Source organism: Novosphingobium sp. ES2-1, from assembly GCF_015169775.1.
In the GTDB taxonomy this organism is placed as follows: domain Bacteria; phylum Pseudomonadota; class Alphaproteobacteria; order Sphingomonadales; family Sphingomonadaceae; genus Novosphingobium; species Novosphingobium subterraneum.
The window spans coordinates 1021251-1034950 of the sequence record NZ_CP063445.1; the positions used below are offsets into that span (position 1 = coordinate 1021251).

General features: G+C 63.7%; 16 protein-coding genes. 12 read left to right on the forward strand and 4 right to left on the reverse strand.

The features are described 5' to 3' along the window. Positions 1–11: 11 nt before the first annotated feature. From IM701_RS04975 to IM701_RS05025, 11 genes are all read left to right on the forward strand, one after another. Positions 12–2243 carry a prolyl oligopeptidase family protein gene (locus tag IM701_RS04975; RefSeq protein ID WP_193827972.1) on the forward strand — a complete coding sequence of 744 codons (2232 nt, stop codon included), beginning with the start codon at positions 12–14 and terminating at the stop codon, positions 2241–2243. Between the two features lie 130 nt (positions 2244–2373). Continuing rightward, positions 2374–2967 (forward strand): hypothetical protein, encoded by a 594-nt coding sequence (locus IM701_RS04980; protein WP_039335203.1) that lies wholly within the window; start codon positions 2374–2376, stop codon positions 2965–2967. Positions 2968–3088: 121 nt separating this feature from the next. After that, positions 3089–3637, forward strand: coding sequence for a hypothetical protein (locus IM701_RS04985; protein ID WP_193827973.1), 549 nt, complete (start codon positions 3089–3091; stop codon positions 3635–3637). Between the two features lie 104 nt (positions 3638–3741). Continuing rightward, positions 3742–4065, forward strand: coding sequence for a DUF1476 domain-containing protein (locus tag IM701_RS04990; RefSeq protein ID WP_039335200.1), 324 nt, complete (start codon positions 3742–3744; stop codon positions 4063–4065). Beyond that, on the forward strand, positions 4065–4298 hold the full coding sequence (locus tag IM701_RS04995; protein WP_039335197.1) for a BolA family protein: 234 nt from the start codon (positions 4065–4067) through the stop codon (positions 4296–4298). The genes IM701_RS04990 and IM701_RS04995 overlap by 1 nt, the downstream gene beginning before the upstream one ends. A gap of 24 nt (positions 4299–4322) precedes the next feature. Continuing rightward, positions 4323–4646: a Grx4 family monothiol glutaredoxin gene (gene grxD / locus IM701_RS05000; RefSeq protein WP_039335195.1), complete on the forward strand. Its 324-nt coding sequence runs from the start codon at positions 4323–4325 to the stop codon at positions 4644–4646. Between the two features lie 127 nt (positions 4647–4773). After that, on the forward strand, positions 4774–5805 hold the full coding sequence (locus IM701_RS05005) for an IS110 family transposase (protein ID WP_062345709.1): 1032 nt from the start codon (positions 4774–4776) through the stop codon (positions 5803–5805). 509 nt (positions 5806–6314) lie between these two features. Further along, positions 6315–7112, forward strand: a complete 798-nt coding sequence (locus IM701_RS05010) for an NUDIX domain-containing protein (RefSeq protein WP_052242485.1) — start codon at positions 6315–6317, stop codon at positions 7110–7112. A gap of 70 nt (positions 7113–7182) precedes the next feature. Further along, on the forward strand, positions 7183–7476 hold the full coding sequence (locus IM701_RS05015; protein WP_193827974.1) for a hypothetical protein: 294 nt from the start codon (positions 7183–7185) through the stop codon (positions 7474–7476). Positions 7477–7499: 23 nt separating this feature from the next. Next, the gene (locus tag IM701_RS05020) at positions 7500–7973 is read left to right on the forward strand and encodes a hypothetical protein (RefSeq protein WP_039335193.1); all 474 of its coding nucleotides are present in this window, start codon (positions 7500–7502) and stop codon (positions 7971–7973) included. An 84-nt stretch (positions 7974–8057) separates the two neighbouring features. Further along, a complete protein-coding gene (locus tag IM701_RS05025; RefSeq protein ID WP_193827975.1) occupies positions 8058–9344 on the forward strand; it encodes an amidohydrolase family protein in 1287 nt (428 codons plus the stop codon). 7 nt (positions 9345–9351) lie between these two features. Here IM701_RS05025 and IM701_RS05030 read toward each other — a convergent pair whose 3' ends face one another. Together IM701_RS05030 and IM701_RS05035 are read right to left on the reverse strand one after the other, a co-directional pair. Beyond that, positions 9352–9825: a hypothetical protein gene (locus IM701_RS05030; RefSeq protein WP_156135792.1), complete on the reverse strand. Its 474-nt coding sequence runs from the start codon at positions 9823–9825 to the stop codon at positions 9352–9354. After that, positions 9822–10202: a winged helix-turn-helix domain-containing protein gene (locus IM701_RS05035; protein WP_062343667.1), complete on the reverse strand. Its 381-nt coding sequence runs from the start codon at positions 10200–10202 to the stop codon at positions 9822–9824. The genes IM701_RS05030 and IM701_RS05035 overlap by 4 nt, the downstream gene beginning before the upstream one ends. Before the next feature lie 66 nt (positions 10203–10268). Here IM701_RS05035 and IM701_RS05040 point away from each other — a divergent pair, with 66 nt between their 5' ends. Further along, positions 10269–11405, forward strand: coding sequence for an aminotransferase class I/II-fold pyridoxal phosphate-dependent enzyme (locus IM701_RS05040; protein WP_193827976.1), 1137 nt, complete (start codon positions 10269–10271; stop codon positions 11403–11405). Between the two features lie 10 nt (positions 11406–11415). On the opposite strand, the gene IM701_RS05045 is transcribed toward IM701_RS05040, so the two are convergent. Beyond that, on the reverse strand, positions 11416–12456 hold the full coding sequence (locus IM701_RS05045) for an alcohol dehydrogenase family protein (RefSeq protein ID WP_193827977.1): 1041 nt from the start codon (positions 12454–12456) through the stop codon (positions 11416–11418). A gap of 13 nt (positions 12457–12469) precedes the next feature. Continuing rightward, the gene (locus IM701_RS05050) at positions 12470–13696 is read right to left on the reverse strand and encodes an acyl-CoA dehydrogenase family protein (RefSeq protein ID WP_193827978.1); all 1227 of its coding nucleotides are present in this window, start codon (positions 13694–13696) and stop codon (positions 12470–12472) included. Between the last annotated feature and the right edge of the window lie 4 nt (positions 13697–13700).

Here is a 13700-nt window from a genome sequence, read left to right on the forward strand (position 1 = left end):
TGATGCGGGAGATGGCAAGGTCTGCGCGCGGCCTGTTGGGCGGCGCACTTCTGTTGGCGGCGGTGCTGCCTGCAGGCCCTGCAGTTGCGGACAGTTCCGAGGTGGCCTTTCCGGAGGCCTCTGGAGGTTCCAATCCCAGCAGTAGTAATGCCAGGCTTGTCCTTCCGAAGACGGCTTATCCATCGACCCGGGCCGATCCGCTGGTCGAGCAGGTTTTCGGGCAGCGCGTTGCCGATCCTTTCCGTTGGCTTGAAGCCGATCCGCGAACGGATGGCGCGGTCGCTTCCTGGGTGGCAGAGCAGAATGCCTTGAGCGGGGATTATCTGGCGAGGCTACCCGCCCGTGAGCGCTTTGCCGGTCGTATCCGAGCCTTGTTCGATTTCGAGCGCTATGGCCTGCCGCGCAAGGCTGGACGAAGCTATTTCTACACGCGCAATGCAGGCTTGCAGAACCAGTCGGCATTGTGGGTGCGCAAGGGGGTCGAGGGCAAGCAGCGCCTGCTGATCGATCCCAATGGCTGGAGTGCGGACGGGTCCTTGGCGCTGGCCCAATGGGAGCCATCACCATCCGGCAAGTATGTCGCCTTTGCCGAGCAGGAGGCGGGCAGCGACTGGCGCACCTTGCGCGTGGTGGATGTCGCGAGCGGCCGCATCTTTGACGAGCGTATCGCGTGGGCCAATGATACGGAGATCGCCTGGGTTGGCGACGAGGGCTTCCTCTATTCGCGCTTTCCGGCACCCCGGGCGGGCGATGATCCCCGGGCGCCGCGCTTCAACAAAGCGGTGTGGTTTCACCGCGTCGGCACCGCGCAGGATCACGATGAATTGGTCCACGCAACGCCAGAGAACCCCGCATGGAGCCACAAGGCACTGGTGACGAGCGACGGGCGCTGGGCCGTGGTGGTGAGCGAAGTCAGCACCGACAAGCGCAATGCAGTTCATCTGATCCAGCTCGACGGGCGCAGGTCGGGCGAATGGAAAGCTCAGCCGCTGGTGCCCGAGATTGCAGATCACTGGAAGCTGGTGGCGGGCATCGGCGATCGCTTGTGGTTCCTGACCGACCGGAGCGCTGCCAATTACCATCTGGTCAGCATCGATCTGGCCCACCCGAAGAAGGGCTGGGCGGTGGTCGTGCCCGAGCGCGGCAATACGCTGGAAGGGGCGCGGATGATCGGCGACCGCTTCCTGTTGTCGTATCTCAAGGACGGCCAGACGGTGGCGGTGATGACCGATCGCAAGGGCAAGCCGGGCAAGGCGATAACGCTGAACGGGATCGGCACGGCCAGCGGGTTTGGCGGACGACCCGGCGACCCGGAGACATTCTACCAGTTTACCAGCTTCAACCTGCCGCCGGCGATCTACCGCATGGACCTGCAGAGGGGAACGGTAACGCCGTTTGCGGTGCCGAGAATGGCGTTCGATCCCGCTGACTATCTGGTCGAGCAGCGTCAGTACCCTTCGAAGGACGGGACGATGGTGCCGCTCTATGTCGTTCGCAAGAAGGCGCTGGCGGCGGCAGGCAAGCCTTTGCCGACCCTTCTTTATGGCTATGGCGGTTTCGACATTGCGCTGACGCCGGGCTATTCGCCGGTGCGCATGGCTTGGCTAGAGGCGGGCGGGGCGTTCGCGCTGGCCAGCGTCCGGGGTGGCGGCGAGCTTGGGCGCTCCTGGTACGAGGCCGGACGGCGCCAGAAGAAGCAGAACAGCTTCGACGATTTTATCGCTGCGGGCGAATACCTCGTGAAGGAGGGGATCGCGGCCAAGGGCGGTCTTGCGATCCAGGGCGCATCCAATGGCGGGCTGCTGGTGGGAGCGGTCGTGAACCAGCGGCCCGATCTGTTCGCTGCGGCCAATCCCGACGTGGGCGTCATGGACATGCTGCGGTTTGACCGCTTCACCTCCGGCCGGTTCTGGGTGGATGATTATGGCCGTCCTGACCGGGAGGAAGACTGGCACACGCTGCGCAGCTATTCACCCTATCACAACATAAACGGGGGCAGCGCCTATCCCGCAATCCTTGTAACCACTGCGGACAATGACGACCGCGTGGTGCCGGCGCACAGCTTCAAGTACGTGGCTGCGCTGCAGGCCGCGGAGATCGGCGAGCGGCCGCGCCTGTTGCGCGTGGAGGCGCGCGCGGGGCACGGGGCGGGCAAACCGGTGGAGAAAGTGATCGGTGCGGGCGCCGATGTGCTGGCGTTCCTGGCCTACTGGACGGGGCTGGACAGCGAAGCAGTACGGTAGCAGGCCCGTTCATCTTAGGGGCTGTTTTGATGAACAATCGCTGTCGGCGTGGTTCAGCGTCCCATCACGGCGAATCAGGCAATCCTTCATGCGTGGCGGGAAAGGCCCGCCGTTTTGAAGGATCTGAGCCATGAAGACTTTGCCCAAGGCCCTGGTCGGAACTGCTGCCGCCGCTGCGGTCGCGGTGTCTTCGGCCTCTCCCGCAGTTGCCCGAGACCATCGCGGCGGCATCGACGGGGGCGACATCATTGCAGGTGCGCTGGTGATCGGCGGCATTGCCGCGATCGCCGCTGCAGCAAGCAACAACAATAACCGCGACTATGACCGCTACGGTTATGGCGACGACTGGCGGGGCCGTGATGGCTGGAACGACGGGCGCTATCGCGATGGCTACTACGGCCGTGGCAACCCGCGCCAGGCGATCGAACAGTGTGTGCGCACGGCAGAGCGCAACGCCGCCCGCTACAGCTATGGCCGGGCCGACGTGACCGACGTCCGCGAGGTGCGGAACACGCGGTGGGGCTATGAGGTTCGCGGCCGCATCGCCGTGAACACGCGCGGTCGCGATTGGCGCGATGGCGACCGCTACTACGGCAACGGCTGGGGTGGCGACTATCGGGGCTGGAACAATTCCCTGCGCGGCTACGACAGCGGTTCGTTCAAGTGCAAGTTTGAACGGGGCCGAGTCGTCGACCTCGACTACAGCGGCATTCGCGGCCTCTGAAGCATGATAAGGCAGGCGGTTCAGGCATCGGAAAGCCTGGGCCGCCTAGCCTTGCAAGAATGACGGGCACCGACTGCTGGCCCATGGATCGGGGCAGGCGGTCGGTTGTGAAGGGATGATCATGGTGGGACGTTTTTCCAGGATTGCGATGGCGCTGGCTGCGCTGGCGACGACCGCACTGCCGGTTGCTGCCGAGGCGCATGGACGCTGGGATCGCGGCGGCTGGGGCGGGCGCGGATGGCACCGCGATCGCGGCGGCGTCGACGGCGGCGATGTGCTGGCCGGGCTGCTGATCATCGGCGGCATTGCGGCAATCGCGACCGCTGCGAGCAAGGCCGAGAAGAAGCGCAATTCCGGGGAGGATGATGGCTATCGTTATCGCCCCGAAGATGATCGGCGCAACGACCCGCGAGACGTTCAGCGGGACGGGCAGCCCGATGACTGGCGGGACGACAGCCGGGCAGGCGTGGGTTCGCGCGGGTTGAACGACGCGGTCGACTCCTGCGTCACCGAAGCCGAGCGTAAGGGCGAGGTGGACGAGGTCTACGACGCCACGCGCAATGGCGATGGCTATCGGGTGTCGGGCACGCTTCGCAATGGTGACAGCTTCTCCTGCCACGTGAGCCGCGAAGGCGGCGTGCTGCTCGACATTCGCCGCGGGCGGATCTGACTCCGCGCTGCCTGAGCCCCAGTGTTTCTTTTCGTGATGCCTTGCAGGGAACGCGCTCGCTGATTATCGGCTGGAGAAACCCTTTTACGAAGGATATCCGGCCGATGACCACGTTCGACGATCGCGAGAAGGCTTTTGAGGCCAAGTTCGCCCGTGACGAGGAAATGATGTTCCGCGTCCACGCCCGCCGCAACCGTCTGCTGGGCACCTGGGCGGCTGAGCGCATGGGCCTCGATGCGGCCGAAACCGAGGCTTATGCCAAGTCGGTCGTGCAGGCCGATTTCGAGGAAGCCGGTGACGAGGACGTGATCCGCAAGCTGCTTGGCGATCTGGTTTCGGCCGGCATCGAAACCGACGAAGCGGAAATCCGCGCGGCGATGGAAGCCAAGCAGGTCGACGCCCGCCGCCAACTGATGGGCGAAGCCTGATGGCAATGCCTGCGGCCGAGATCGAGGCGATGATCCGTGCGGCTTTGCCGGACGCCGAGGTCGAGATCACGGACCTTGCGGGCGACGGCGATCACTATGCCGCCCGTGTCACGTCTGCCGCCTTTGCCGGCCTGAGCCGTGTCAAGCAGCACAAGCTGGTATATGATGCGCTTGGCGGGCGCATGGGCGGCGAGCTCCATGCCTTGCAACTGACCACTGCCGTTCCCAACTGAGGACGGAAAGGAAACTCATCCACCATGTCGACCGAGCAGCGCATCTCCGAAATCGTCAACGGCAACGACGTCGTCCTGTTCATGAAGGGAACGCCGCTGTTCCCGCAGTGCGGCTTTTCCAGCAAGGCCATTGCCATCCTCGAGCATCTGGGCGTCGAATACGCCTCGGTTGACGTGCTGCAGGACATGGAAATCCGCAGCGGCATCAAATCCTACTCTGACTGGCCGACGATCCCGCAGCTCTACGTCAAGGGCGAGTTCGTGGGCGGATCGGACATCATGATGGAGATGTTCCAGGCTGGCGAATTGCAGCAGCTGATGGAAGATTCGGGCGTCAAGGCCGCATGATCCACCAAGAGTTCAGCATTTCATGAGGCGCGGTCGGCAATGCCGGTCGCGTCTTTATGGGATGGCCCGCCCCTTTTCCCCGGCATCGGATATGATGCTGGTGCTTGAAGAGGAAAGGAGCGGACCGATGTCTATTGTGATCCTTGGCGTTGATTTGGGCAAGAATGCCTGCAGTGTGGTGGGCGTGGATGCGGCGGGAGCTGTCGTCGTACGCAGGTCGATGCGCCGCCAGACGCTGGTCGACTACGTTGCCAAGCTTCCTGTGTGCGTGGTCGCGATGGAGGCATGTTGCGGTGCCCATTATCTGGGGCGCCTGTTCGCCGCGCACGGACATGAGATCCGGCTGATGTCGCCGGAGTACGTACGGCCGTATGTCAAAGCACAGAAGAACGATGACCGCGACGCCGAGGGGATCGCCGAGGCCGCCTCGCGTCCAACGATGCGCTTCGTCGAACTCAAGACCCAGGAGCAGTTGGACATCCAGACGCTCCACCGGGTTCGCTCGCGCCTGGTGGCTGAGCGCAGGAGCCTGACCAACCAGTTGCGGGCGATCCTGCTGGAGCGCGGGACCATTTTCCCGGTTGGGCGGCGCAAGCTGGAACTCGGCATCGATGCCCTGCTGGCCGATGAGGATACGACCTTGTCACCGCGTCTGCGCCAGTTGGTGGCCGAACTGCGTGCCGAATGGCGCGAACTCGATACCAGGGTGGAAACGCTGAACGGCGAGTTTGTCGAGCTGGCGCGCAATGACGCGGCTGCCCGGCGGCTCACATCCATCCCCGGCGTCGGGGTGCTGAACGCAACTGCCCTGATTGCAGCCGTGGGCGATGCCAGCAGCTTTGCCAAAGCCCGAGACCTGGGTGCCTGGCTCGGTCTGGTGCCCCGTCAGCATACTACCGGCGGCAAGCCGCGGCTGCTCGGCATCTCCAAGCGAGGCAACACCTACTTGCGCACTTTGCTCATCCACGGTGCCCGAGCAGCATTGCCGTCGCTGGCGCGAAGCGAGACCCCGTTGGGGCGCTGGTTGACAGGAATGATCGAGCGAGGAGTCCACCGCAATGCTATCGTCGTCGCGCTGGCCAACAAGCTGGCGCGGATCGCATGGGCGGCCTTGCGCAAGGACGCGACGTTCGAACGCGGCTACCCAGTCGCGGCATAACCGGATCGGCCGCACGCATCTTCGTGCATAGGCCAACGATGTTTGCAGGAAGGATCGTGAAGATGGCCTGACAGTCGATCGGCGTCTGGAAAGCCCGGCCAAAAAAATGGCACTCGTTGCCGGCGTCTTTATTGTGGCTCCAGACGTGCGGATGTCCATCTTGGCCATGGGGTCACCCATGAGACCGCATACGTTGACGCAGACTGATCAGAACACTTCAAAATCCCCCTTGCAGACGGGGCGGGCCATACGTTTTTTGTGGTCTGCCTGTTTGAGGGAGGTCCCGGGAGAGGCGGAGCCATAGAGACCGGGGGGACTGGCTCCGCCTCGAGAAGAAGCTACTCTTCGGGACATTATGACCTAAGCATTCTTCGTGCCAGTTTGCGGAAAAGGCCTGTTTTTCGGGATTGTCCGCACCTGAAACCATCAGGCTGAAGCGGCGAATGTAAAGTGATCCGACACTTTCTCGAGACTTGGCAAGCGCGCTCGGGCGGGACATGATCGCCAGGATGGAAACGCATGATATCGAGCCCGAAAACTGGCTGAGCAAGACCACTCCGGCGGCAACCGTCATCATCTTTCGGCATGCTCCTGCCGGTGGCGCGCCACAGATTCTCATGGTGGAGCGCAATGCCAGCCTGAAGTTTGCAGGGGGCGCCACCGTCTTTCCAGGCGGCAAGATCGATCCGTCGGACTTTTCGCTGGCGGAAAGCCTGGGGCAGAGCGCTGGGGGAGACCTAGGCGATCTGGCGGCGCGAGTGGCTGCTGTCCGCGAAACCCTGGAAGAGACCGGCCTGGTGGTTGGAATTTCGGGCGAGGTCGATGGCAGGCTTGCGGCCGAAGCGCGACGCATGCTGATCTCGGGCGGTGATCTTGCGCCGGTACTGGCAGAGTTTGGCTGGGAGCTTGAGATTGATCGGCTGGTGCCCTTCGCTCGCTGGTGGCCGAAACACAGGACTGAAAGAATTTTCGACACCCGCTTCTATCTCGCCGATCTGGGCACCGGGGCGGTCGATATCGAGGTTGATGCCACCGAGAACCGGCACCTCTTCTGGGCAAGTGCGCGCGAAGCGCTCGATCTTGCCGAAGAAGGCAAGATCAAGGTCATCTTTCCGACGCGACGGAATCTTGAACGCCTGGCGTTGTTCGGCAATTTCGACGAAGCGCGCAATCATGCCGAGACGACACCGATCGGCACGATCAGTCCGTTTGTGGAAGAGCGGGAGGGGCGTCGCTGGCTGATGATCCCGGACGGGTTGGGTTACCCGGTCCGTGGCGAACCGCTCGAAATGGCGCAACGGGGCTAAGCGTAAATCCCTAGGTTTGTGGTGAGCTGTCGTTGGTGACCTCATGGCAGAGTGATGCCGAGGAGCCACCATGTCGGGATCGCCGGTACTGTCTGCCAAACTGCCTTCAGGTGTAGCCGAGAGCGTCGCGCCAAACATCGCGCTGCCCCGTCCTGCACGGCAGGAGGACGCCCCGGTTCGTTCACCCGTCCATCAGTTACAGGAAGAACTGATGGCCGGGCGATTCGGGCAGGCGGAGGGTGATTCGCCAACGGAAAGTGCCTCGGGCTGGGTTCGTCTCGGGCTGCCGCTGGCGTTGTCGGTCCTGCTATGGACTGTAATTTTTGGATTTATTGAGATCATTTCTGGACCTTTCGTGCCGTAACGAATTGTTGAGAGGCTTGGGCAATGATCCTGCGCATGCGTAGCCCACTCGACATGCTGACCCCTGGTCAGATTTCCCGCACCGCCCGTGTTGTCGCAGTAGCCAGCGCGGTTGCGCTCGGCTTCGGTTATGTGACGGACCAGCTCAGCGTGACGACGGCCGGTGTCGGCTCGTTCTTCCTCGCGTGCTCCCTGCTATTGGCGGCGCCACGCCAACGCGCGACCGAGCTGCTTGGCGCTGCAACCGTATGGCAGTGCTTTGCCGAATTCCTGTCGACCGTGCAGAGCGGGCAATTCGCCATGTGGCGCCTGGGCGTTTCGATCGCGACGCTGGGTTGCGTGATGGCCGTGATCCGTGTGCAACACTTACGCGATCTTACCCGCCAAAGTCCTGACATACAGCTCCAGCATCTCGATCGTCGGACCATAAATGGCATGGGTATTTTGCCTCGGACCGACGCGCAGCTTGCAGAACTGCGGCACGAGGAAGCGGCCTGAACCCGGATTGAGGAAAAAGGACGGCGCAGATTGTTGCCGCTTCTTGTTGCGCAGGTATGATGGCGCCATTCGAAAGGATGGCGAATGCGGATTGTCCTACAGGTTCTTGCTGCTGCCCTGACGCTGACCGTTGCGGCTCCTTCGTTTGCCGGCGAGCGTTCCGAGGCGCTGACCCTGTTGCGGCCTGACGCCGTATTCGACGGTGAGACCGGAGTGCTGCGCAAGGGCTGGGCGGTTCTGGTAAGGGGCAACCGCATAGAAGCGGTCGGTCCTGACATTGTCGCGCCAGTCGAGGCTTCGGTCATTGCGCTGCCAGGCACCACCTTGATGCCGGGCATGATCGAGGGGCACTCGCACCTGTTCCTGCACCCCTACAACGAAACGCCGTGGGACGATCAGGTCCTGCATGAGTCTCTGGCGCTGCGTACGGCGCGCGCCACGGTTCACGCGCGGGTGACCTTGCTGGCGGGCTTCACCACGGTGCGCGATCTCGGCACCGAAGGCGCTGGCTATGCCGATGTCGGATTAAAGCAGGCGATCGAGCAGGGAATCGTGCCCGGGCCACGCATGCTGGTAGCTACGCGCGCCATCGTTGCGCCGGGGGCCTATGGTCCCAGAGGGTTCGAGCCGGGGGTGACGGTGCCGCTTGGTGCGGAGGAGGCTGGCGGGCCAGACCTGATCAATGCCGTGCGGCGGCAGATCGGCGCCGGGGCGGACCTGGTGAAGGTCTATGCCGATTATCGCTGGGGGCCTGGCGAACCGAGCAGGCCAACCTTTACGGAAGCGGAACTGAAAGCTGTGGTGGAGGCTGCGCACGGTGCCGGACGGCAGGTTGTCGCCCATGCCAGCACGGCAGAGGGGATGCGTCGTGCCGTCGCAGCCGGTGTCGACACGATCGAGCATGGCGACGAAGGGACGCCTGACGTGTTCGCGGCGATGAAGGCCAAGGGCGTGGGCTTCTGTCCGACGCTTGCCGCAGGCGATGCGATTGCACGCTATCGCGGATGGAATGGTGAGGCGCCGGTGCCCAAGGGCGTGCAGGAGGGGTTCGAGGCCCTCGCCAAGGCGCGCAAGGCCGGTGTCGCCATCTGCATGGGCGGAGACGTCGGCGTTTACGCCCATGGCGACAACGCGCGGGAAGCCGAACTGATGGTGAAGGGGGGCATGACGCCCGCCGAAGTGGCAATCGCAGCGACATCGGGCAACGCGAAGATGTTTGGCATCGGTGACCGGCTGGGCAGCGTGAAGACGGGAATGCTGGCCGATCTGGTGGCGGTCGAGGGTAATCCGCTCACCGACATTGCCGCGATCCGCAAGGTATCGCTGGTGATGAAGGACGGCGTGCTGTGGAAGGGGCCGGTGGGGCGCTAGGTAGTTATCAAGGCTTCTGGGCCAGCAATCTGGCGGCATGTGATGGCCTTATGGCGAGCAAGTAGCCAATTTCGTCCGATGTGATGTCCGGTCGTTCACGTTTCAGCTCGTGAGCGGTGGCCACCAATGCGTGGCAGTTCGGATCCAGGAAGTGTGCAACCTGTCCGCATTCACGTTCCAGTCGTAGCACCGCGCCAAACTCAAGAAAGTCTTCAGGCCAGATAGCATCCGTGACGATCCGTGCTGCATCCTCGGCATCAATGCGCTTCAGGCAGAAATTGTCATGAACCCTTTCTTCTTGCGCGATCATCCAGAACTGTTGGCATTGGTTGCACCGGGACATGTAGAGCCACCATTGCAGGCCTCCGTGTTCGCTAACAAGATCAAGCGAACCTAGCACTTCCTCGTCTGGCTCAGAGCCCATGCCAATGACTGCCAGGTTGCCGAGCTCTGCGCAGCGGCAATTCGTGTGCGATTTCAAGTCCTGTCACCTTTGCGGCTTGCCTTCGGTTCCGCCAGGAGCGCCTCTGCGAGGGCCAGATAAGCTGCGCATTCGGAGCTTCCTTGCAGGCGTTCTTGCAGCGCCCGGTAGTGGTGCAGAACGGCAATGCCCAATGCAGTCAGCCTGGCTCCGCCGCCTTTTGCGCTGCCGGGAGAGGTTTGGACCAGAGGTTCGCGCCAGCAGCGATTCATGGCATCGACCAGCAGCCACGCGCGGCGGTAGCTCATGTCCATGGCGCGCGCGGCGCCGGAAATGGAGCCTTCGCGGTCAATCGCATCAAGCAGGTCGGCCTTGCCGGGACCCATCGCGATCTCGTTGCCGCAGTAGAGCTGGATCTTCAGTTTGAGGCGCTGCATCGGCGGCAGGTTATCGGCGCGGCCGGCAGGGTTGCAACTTGTTTCGGCGGCAACTAGCACGCTGCCATGATCGCCGAAGTCGAACCGTTTCACGCCATCGCCGTTTCCCGCATCGCGCACGATATGGAGGCAGCGGGCGCCAGTGTCATCCACATGGAGTTCGGCCAGCCGTCGACCGGCGCTCCGGCCAAGGCGATTGCGCTGGCGCACGCGGTGCTGGACAGCGAGGCGATGGGCTATTGGGAAAGCGTGGCCCTGAAGGACCGCATCGCCCTGAGCTATGCCGAGAACTATGGCGTGACGGTGGAGCGCGAGCAGGTGATCCTGACGTGCGGTGCTTCGCCGGCTTTCGTCATGGCGTTGTCGTGCCTGTTCCGGCCGGGTGCGCGCATTGCTCTGGCCCGGCCGGGCTATGTTGCCTACCGCAATTCGTTGAAAGCCATGTACCTCGAGCCGGTCGAGATGGATTGCGGCCCGGCAGAGCGGTTTCAGGTCACCGCTGCCGCTGTCGAAGCGCTTGATCCGGTGCCCGATGGGCTGATCGTGGCGAGCCCGGCCAATCCGACGGGGACGATCATAGAGCCGGCAGAACTGGCCGCGATCGCAGAGGTCTGTCGCCGGAAGGGTATCAAGGTCATCTCCGACGAAATCTACCACGGGCTGAGCTACGGCGCGAAGGCGGCGTCGATGCTCGAGCATCTGCCCGACGCAGTGATCGTCAATTCGTTCTCGAAATACTTCAGCATGGCCGGGTGGCGGCTCGGCTGGCTGGTCGTGCCGGCCTCGCTCATCGACGCGGCGCGGGCGCGAATGGGCAGCCTGTTCCTGACGCCGCCGGTGCTGGCGCAGAAGGCCGGTCTCATGGCCTTCGAGTGTCGCGACGAGCTTGACGGGCATGTCGCGACATATGCGCGGAACCGCGCGATCCTGCTGGAGGCACTGCCTCTCATGGGGCTTGGGCGCATCGCCCCGCCCGATGGCGCGTTCTACATCTATGCCGATGCCAGCGAGTTCACCGACAACAGCCTGGCGCTGTGCGAGGAGCTGTTGCGCGATACGGGCGTTGCGACCGCGCCGGGGATCGACTTCGATCCGGTCAACGGCAAACGCTTCATCCGCTTCAGCTTCGCGGTTTCGACGCCTCTGGTGGAAGAGGCGATGCGCCGGATCGGGCCCTGGTTCGCGGCACGACGCAACGGCTAGGGTCCTGACCCTAATCCGGCGTCAGCACCATCTTGAGCGCACCTGCCTCGCGCGCTTCGAACAGGCGGTAGGCTTCGGCGCCCTGCGACAGCGGCAAGCGGTGGCTGATGTAGCGTTCTGGCTTGAGGCGGCCCGAGGCGACCAGCGGGAACAGCGCCGGCAGTTCCTCGGGCACGGAGCAGGTGCCGACGCGGAAGGTAAGACCGCCAGCAAAAGCGCGTTCAAGCGGGAAGGGGAAGCGTCGCGACTGCTGGACGCCGATCACCGAGACAGTGCCGCGCACGCGCACCAGGCGCAGCGCCATGTCCACCGTGGCATCGGCGCCCACGACTTCGACAACGCAGTCCAGCCGCTTGCCGTGCGTGTCCTCCTTTATCCGCGCAGCGGCCTCGTCCGGGTGCAGGACAATTGCGCCGAGGCTTTCGGCAATTGCGCGGCGCTCGGGCACCGGATCGATCGCGTAGACGACATGCGCACCCATGACGAAGGCGCTTTCCACCACCATCAGGCCAATCGGGCCGAGGCCGATCACGCCCACTGACGAGCCGGGGTGGATGTCAGCCTGCCGCGCCCCGAACCATGCGGTGGCGAGGGCATCGGTCATCATCAGTGCCTGATCGGTGCTGATCCCGTCCGGGATCGCAACGGCATTGGCATCGGCGGCAGGCACGCGCACCGCTTCGGCCTGTGAGCCCTGGAGTTTTGCCGAAAGGCCGTAGCAGCCCGATCCGTTGTTCTCGCAAGTGTTGACGACGCCTGCGAGGCATGAGCGGCAGGCGCCGCAGCCGACCGCTGCCGGAATCATCACCTTCTGGCCGACCTTCAGGCGATGGACGCCGCGGCCCACCTCGACCACTTCACCCACGGCTTCGTGGCCGACACAGAAGCCGACGTCTTCGGAGAAGCCGTGGCCGTGGTAGATGTGGAGGTCGGAGCCACAGATCGAGCAGGCATCGACCTTGACGATTGCGTCCCGGTCAGACTGCGGCAGCGGATCGTCCATGCTTTCATGGCGGATGTCGCGGGCACCGTAGTAGCGAAGGGCTTTCATGACAGCGGGTCCTTCAGCGGGCGTTCGAGGCGACGTATTCGGCGATCTTGAGCTTACCCAGCTGGCTCATGTGGACTTCCTCCGGCCCGTCGGTGAGGCGAACGTAGCGATTGAGCGTGAAGAAATAGGCCAACGGGCCGTCCTCGCTGACGCCCATGCCGCCGTGGACCTGGATCGCGCGGTCAGCGACCTGCTGCGCCATCGAGGGAGCGACGACCTTGATCGCGGCGATCAGGTCTCGCGCTTCCTTGTTGCCCTTGCGATCCATCGCGTCGGCAGCCTTGAGCGTGAGCAGCCGCGCCATCTCCACTTGGCAGAACGAGCGGGCGACGTCCTGCCGCACGCTCGACTGGTCGGCCAGCTTCCTGCCGAAGGCCACACGGCTGTCGGCGCGGCGGGCCATCCATTCGAGCGCGCGCTGAGCCTGGCCGATCGAGCGCATGCAGTGATGGATGCGGCCCGGCCCGAGGCGACCTTGGGCGATCTCGAAGCCGCGTCCTTCGCCGAGGACCATGTTTGCGCGGGGCACGCGGACGTTGTCAAAGCGCAGCTCGACCTCGCCGCCCGGTGAATTGTGCGAGCCGAAGACCTTGAGGTGGCGGACCACGGTGACTCCCGGCGTATTGCGCGGAACGAGGATCTGCGAGTGCTGGCTGTGGCGCGGTCCGTCGAAGAAGGTCTTGCCCATGACGATCATGAGTTCGCAGCGGGGGTGCATGGCATTGGAAATCCACCACTTGCGCCCGTTGATCACGTAGTCATCGCCATCGGGAATGATCGAGAGTTCAAGGTTGGTAGCGTCCGACGAGGCCACCTGCGGTTCGGTCATCACATAGGCGGAACGGATCGTGCCTTCGAGGAGCGGGCGCAGCCAGCGCTCCTGCTGTTCGGGACTGCCGAACTTGGCGAGGACTTCCATGTTACCGGTATCGGGCGCCGAGCAGTTGAACACCTGGCTGGACCACGGCACGCGGCCCATGACTTCGGCCAGAGGCGCATATTCAAGGTTGGTGAGGCCGGGCGACCACGCACCATATTCGTGAGGAAGGAACAGGTTCCACAGGCCGGCCGCGCGGGCCTTTTCCTTGAGCGGTTCCATCCCCGGCCATTCGGCCCAGAGATTCTGCTGGTCATGGACGAAGTCGTAATAGTCCTGCTCGGCCGGATAGACGTGTTCGTCCATGAAGGCTTCGAGGCGGGCAAGAAGATCCTTGACCTTGTCGGTATGTTCGAAGTGCATCCGG

Coding starts and splice junctions, on each gene's coding strand:
- IM701_RS05050 (WP_193827978.1), bottom strand. CDS start 13,696: ATGCACTTCGAACATACCGACAAGGTCAAGGATCTTCTTGCCCGCCTC.
- IM701_RS04975 (WP_193827972.1), top strand. CDS start 12: ATGGCAAGGTCTGCGCGCGGCCTGTTGGGCGGCGCACTTCTGTTGGCG.
- IM701_RS05020 (WP_039335193.1), top strand. CDS start 7,500: ATGATCCTGCGCATGCGTAGCCCACTCGACATGCTGACCCCTGGTCAG.
- IM701_RS05045 (WP_193827977.1), bottom strand. CDS start 12,456: ATGAAAGCCCTTCGCTACTACGGTGCCCGCGACATCCGCCATGAAAGC.
- IM701_RS04985 (WP_193827973.1), top strand. CDS start 3,089: ATGGTGGGACGTTTTTCCAGGATTGCGATGGCGCTGGCTGCGCTGGCG.
- grxD (WP_039335195.1), top strand. CDS start 4,323: ATGTCGACCGAGCAGCGCATCTCCGAAATCGTCAACGGCAACGACGTC.
- IM701_RS04990 (WP_039335200.1), top strand. CDS start 3,742: ATGACCACGTTCGACGATCGCGAGAAGGCTTTTGAGGCCAAGTTCGCC.
- IM701_RS05035 (WP_062343667.1), bottom strand. CDS start 10,202: ATGCAGCGCCTCAAACTGAAGATCCAGCTCTACTGCGGCAACGAGATC.
- IM701_RS04995 (WP_039335197.1), top strand. CDS start 4,065: ATGGCAATGCCTGCGGCCGAGATCGAGGCGATGATCCGTGCGGCTTTG.
- IM701_RS05040 (WP_193827976.1), top strand. CDS start 10,269: ATGATCGCCGAAGTCGAACCGTTTCACGCCATCGCCGTTTCCCGCATC.
- IM701_RS05005 (WP_062345709.1), top strand. CDS start 4,774: ATGTCTATTGTGATCCTTGGCGTTGATTTGGGCAAGAATGCCTGCAGT.
- IM701_RS05010 (WP_052242485.1), top strand. CDS start 6,315: ATGGAAACGCATGATATCGAGCCCGAAAACTGGCTGAGCAAGACCACT.
- IM701_RS04980 (WP_039335203.1), top strand. CDS start 2,374: ATGAAGACTTTGCCCAAGGCCCTGGTCGGAACTGCTGCCGCCGCTGCG.
- IM701_RS05025 (WP_193827975.1), top strand. CDS start 8,058: ATGCGGATTGTCCTACAGGTTCTTGCTGCTGCCCTGACGCTGACCGTT.
- IM701_RS05015 (WP_193827974.1), top strand. CDS start 7,183: ATGTCGGGATCGCCGGTACTGTCTGCCAAACTGCCTTCAGGTGTAGCC.